Origin of the sequence: Vibrio sp. 10N.286.46.A8, from assembly GCF_041470165.1 — a bacterium.
Classification (GTDB): Bacteria; Pseudomonadota; Gammaproteobacteria; order Enterobacterales; family Vibrionaceae; genus Vibrio; species Vibrio tasmaniensis_A.
In genome coordinates this window covers 1-4,483 of sequence record NZ_JBFRLX010000181.1, presented here as the reverse complement: position 1 = coordinate 4,483, position 4,483 = coordinate 1, and the positions used below count along the sequence as shown (strand labels likewise).

The window sequence follows — 4,483 nt, the reverse complement described above, 5'->3', positions numbered from 1 at the left end:
GTTCTTGCAACAGATTGGCTACTTAGTCCCTGAAGGCGAAGATTTTCAAGTAACCACCGCAAGTGTTGAGCCTGAAATTGCAACACAAGCAGGCCCGCAGCTCGTTGTGCCTATTATGAATGCACGTTTTGCACTTAACGCGGCTAATGCGCGTTGGGGCAGTTTATACGATGCGCTCTACGGTACCGATGTCATCAGTGAAAGTGATGGTGCAGAAAAGGGTGGAAGTTTTAACCCTGTACGTGGCGCTAAAGTAGTGAGCTACGCTCGAGGTTTCCTTGATGATGCTGCACCTCTCAACGGTGTTTCCCATAAAGACGTAACCAAATACAGCATCAGCAACGTCAGCATTGGCAATACACTAACAGCGACCTTAGATAACGGCGAAGAAGTCACTCTAATCGATCGCAACCAGTTCATTGGTTACCAAGGTGATGCGAGTGCGCCTTCAAGCATTCTGCTTAAGCACAATAATCTCCATATCGAAATTCAAATTGACCCGAGCGCGCCAATTGGCAGCGTTGATGTGGCTGGTATTAAAGATGTGTTGGTGGAATCGGCTCTCACTACCATTATGGATTGCGAAGATTCGGTAGCGGCGGTTGATGGTGAAGACAAAGCACTGGCTTACCGTAACTGGTTAGGCTTGATGAAAGGTGACTTACAAGAGTCGCTAGAGAAAAATGGCAAGACCATCGTTCGTAACCTCAACCCAGATCGTCAATACACCAGCGTGACGGGAGGCGAGATCTCGCTGAAAGGCCGCAGCATGTTGTTTATCCGCAATGTGGGCCATCTAATGACCAACCCTGCCATTATTGATGCTGACGGTAATGAAGTACCTGAAGGTATTATGGATGGCATGATCACTTCACTTATCGCGATGCATGATTTAAAAGGCAACAGCGCGTACCAAAACTCGACTGCGAACAGCATCAATATTGTTAAACCTAAGATGCATGGTCCTGAAGAAGTGGCGTTTACCAATGAACTGTTTGGCCGTATTGAAGATGCATTAGGCCTAGATCGATTCACGATCAAAGTCGGCATCATGGACGAAGAGCGTCGTACTTCAGTCAACCTAAAAGAATGTATCCGCGCGGCTAAAGATCGTGTTGTGTTCATCAACACAGGTTTCTTAGACCGAACGGGTGATGAAATTCACACCAGTATGGAAGCGGGCCCATTCGCTCCTAAAACACAGCTGAAAACCATGACTTGGATTGGCGCATACGAAGACCAGAACGTTGATCTTGGCTTAGCTTGTGGCCTGCAAGGTAAAGCCCAGATCGGTAAAGGCATGTGGCCAGAGCCGGACAACATGGCCAAGATGATGGATGCGAAAATCGGACACCCACAAGCGGGCGCAAATACTGCTTGGGTTCCTTCTCCAACTGCCGCGACTTTGCATGCTTTGCACTATCACAAGGTGAGTGTTCCTAGCCGTCAGAAAGAGCTTCGTGAACGTGTGAGAGCGAACGTCGACGATATCCTGACTATCCCGCTACTAGGTAATCAAAAGCTGACTGCTAAAGATATCCAAAATGAATTGGATAACAATACACAAGGTATTCTTGGCTACGTAGTGCGTTGGATTGACCAAGGAGTCGGTTGTTCGAAAGTGCCAGATATTAACGATGTAGGGTTAATGGAAGACCGAGCGACATTGCGTATTTCGAGTCAACATATTGCCAACTGGTTACGCCACGGCATTTGCGATGAAGCACAAGTAATGAAAACCATGAAACGTATGGCGGCAGTGGTTGACGAGCAAAACGCTAGCGACCCGAGCTACCGTAATATGGCACCTGACTTTGAAAACAGCATCGCATTTTCAGCAGCGTGTCAGTTGGTATTCGAAGGCTGCGCTCAACCTAGTGGTTACACCGAGCCAGTGCTGCATGCTATGCGTCTAAAACTGAAAGCGCAGGGATAGAGAAGCAACCCAATAACAAAAACAGAGAATGTAAAATACTAAAAAAAAAGAAACCCCCTTTAACCGAGCCCAAGGTGCCGCGCTTTTATAGCGCGGCTTTTTTTGGCTGTTTTTCTGGTGTGTGGGGGAATCTCAGAAGAGAGGTGTTAGTAGGGCTATTCGATGTTTAAGCTTACTGATGTCTAAGAGTCAGGCTTAGTTACGACCAAGCCTAACTACTTCCGAGACCTAGTTACTACCAAAACACAGATACTTAATATCCATGTATTCATCGATGCCTTCTTTTGCGCCTTCACGGCCAATACCTGACTGCTTAACGCCGCCGAAGGGCGCGACCTCGGTTGATATGAGGCCATCATTAATACCGACCATACCGTACTCAAGTGCCTCTGCGATGTTCCATACTCGATGAATGTTCTGACTGTAGAAGTACGACGCTAATCCATAAATGGTGTCGTTTGCCATCTCAATAAGCTCTTCGTCTGTCTCGAATTGCATCACAGGAGCGACAGGACCAAAGATCTCTTGCTGAACAATGTCCATGCTGTGTTTCACATTTTTAAGAATGACAGGCTGAAGGAAAAGCCCATCAAGCTCTTGAGTTGGCGTCGCAGGTGTCGCGCCTTGTTCTACCGCTCTGTCTATTAATGCTTGGATGTTGTTCTTCGCATTCTGACTGACAACAGGACCAATGGTGACACCTTCATCTAAGCCGTTACCAATCTTAAGCTGTTGAACCGCTTGATCGAATTTAGCCACGAACTCATCGTATACTTTACTGTGAACATAGAAACGGTTTGCACAGACACATGTTTGTCCCGCATTACGGAATTTTGACGCCATTGCGCCTTGAACGGCCGCGTCGATATCGGCATCGTCAAACACAATAAAAGGTGCGTTGCCACCGAGCTCCATTGAAGTGCGCTTGATGCCTTGTGCGGCTTGAGCCATCAAGATACTGCCCACTCGAGTCGAGCCTGTGAAAGAGATTTTTTTGATCAGTGGATGAGAAGTGAATAGGGTGCCAACTTGCTCAGGGCTTTCACCAAGAACGACTTGAAGTAGATCTTTCGGGATACCCGCTTGATAAGCCAGTTCAACCACAGCAAACGCAGAAAGCGGTGTTTCATCTGAAGGTTTTACGACAAAGCTACAACCAGCAGCTAGGGCAGGAGCTGCTTTACGAGTGATCATTGCAATAGGGAAGTTCCATGGCGTAATTGCACACGCGACTCCAATAGGCTGCTTGATGGTCACCAAGCGTTTGCCAGCGACTGTGCTAGGAATAGAATCACCATAAGTACGCTTGGCTTCTTCTGCAAACCACTCAATAAAGCTCGCGCCATACACGACTTCGCTTGTCGCTTCTGCTAACGGTTTACCCTGCTCAATCGTCATGATTCGAGCCAGATCTTCTTTGTTTTCAAGGATCAGTTGGTGCCAACGGTGCAGTGATGCAGCACGAGATTTAGCTGGAACCTTGGCCCACTCTTTCTGTGCAACATGAGCACGTTCAATCGCGTTTGCTAACTCTGCTTGTGATGAAATAGGTGCGTGTCCGATGAGTTCACCTGTCGCTGGATTTGTGACTGCAACTGCGTTGTTCGCTTCTGTCACCATAAAAGAGAGTAAGTGCTGGTTCTTAATGTTTAGCATCGTGATTCCTTTGTTGTGATTACTTTAGACGTGTTGCTTATATGCGGGTTGGCGAGTGTTCAAATGACTTCGACCAACCGTTGATTGGTCGAAGATAGTGGTCGTTAGCTCGTTAATTCATTCGTGCTTAAGTTGTTGCTTGCGAAGCGATAGCCACTCGAAGCGGTCTAAGAAAATGACCTATTGTTGACTCCAATTATCAGACTCTATTTTCGCTAGCGCTTTTGCGGCTTTCTGAAGAGCGGGTAGGTACTTGATCGCTTCATCAGGTTTGACTCGAATTACAGGCGCTTGTATCGCTAGGCCGAGGTTTGATTGACCCGTAGATGACGGGATCAGCACGGCGATACAGACTAAGCCCGGCAAAAATTCTTCGTCATCAATCGCAAAGCCTTGGATTTTTGCTTCTTCGATGTCTTTCTCTAACATCGAATAGTCGGTAATGGTGTTCACGGTGTATTGAGTCAGTGGCACATTTTCAATTAATCGTCTGCGCTGTGACTTAGACATGTGCGCCAAAAACAGTTTTCCGCTTGCAGAGCAATGCACTGGGACGCGAGAACCTGGGTGTAGATGAAAACGAAGGGGTGCTTCAGTTTCTGCGCGATCAAGATAGATGATCTCGCCACTTGATAGCGCCGTTAGGTTACAGCTTTCACCAACTTCTGCTCTCAGGTTTTCAAGAATAGTGCGTCGGGCACTGTGCATGGTGCTATTCAACAATAGGTTTTCGGCAAGCTTTCTGAGTCGAATACCAGAGCTGTAATGTTTTTCGTCACCATCTCTTTGAATAATGCCTGCCGCTTCTAACTGCTGAAGCATTCGGTGCAGCGTAGGTTTTGGCAGTCCAGTTTCTTCGACTAATCCTTGAAGAGAAATAAACTCGTCTTT

The 4,483-nt window shown here is 47.1% G+C and carries 3 protein-coding genes; 1 reads left to right on the top strand and 2 read right to left on the bottom strand.

Annotated features, from left to right (window positions below):
- On the top strand, positions 1-1,936 hold a 1,936-nt coding region (locus AB4232_RS17170; RefSeq protein WP_372087619.1), incomplete at its 5' end, for a malate synthase G.
- Between the two features lie 228 nt (positions 1,937-2,164).
- Here AB4232_RS17170 and AB4232_RS17165 read toward each other — a convergent pair.
- Together AB4232_RS17165 and AB4232_RS17160 are read right to left on the bottom strand one after the other, a co-directional pair.
- Positions 2,165-3,592, bottom strand: coding sequence for an NAD-dependent succinate-semialdehyde dehydrogenase (locus AB4232_RS17165; protein WP_372087618.1), 1,428 nt, complete (start codon positions 3,590-3,592; stop codon positions 2,165-2,167).
- 180 nt (positions 3,593-3,772) lie between these two features.
- A partial coding sequence (locus AB4232_RS17160) for an IclR family transcriptional regulator (RefSeq protein WP_137002666.1) occupies positions 3,773-4,483 on the bottom strand: 711 nt, incomplete at its 5' end.

Excerpts from the sequence above, each read along its gene's own strand:
- AB4232_RS17165 (WP_372087618.1), bottom strand. The coding sequence starts at position 3,592 with ATGCTAAACATTAAGAACCAGCACTTACTCTCTTTTATGGTGACAGAA.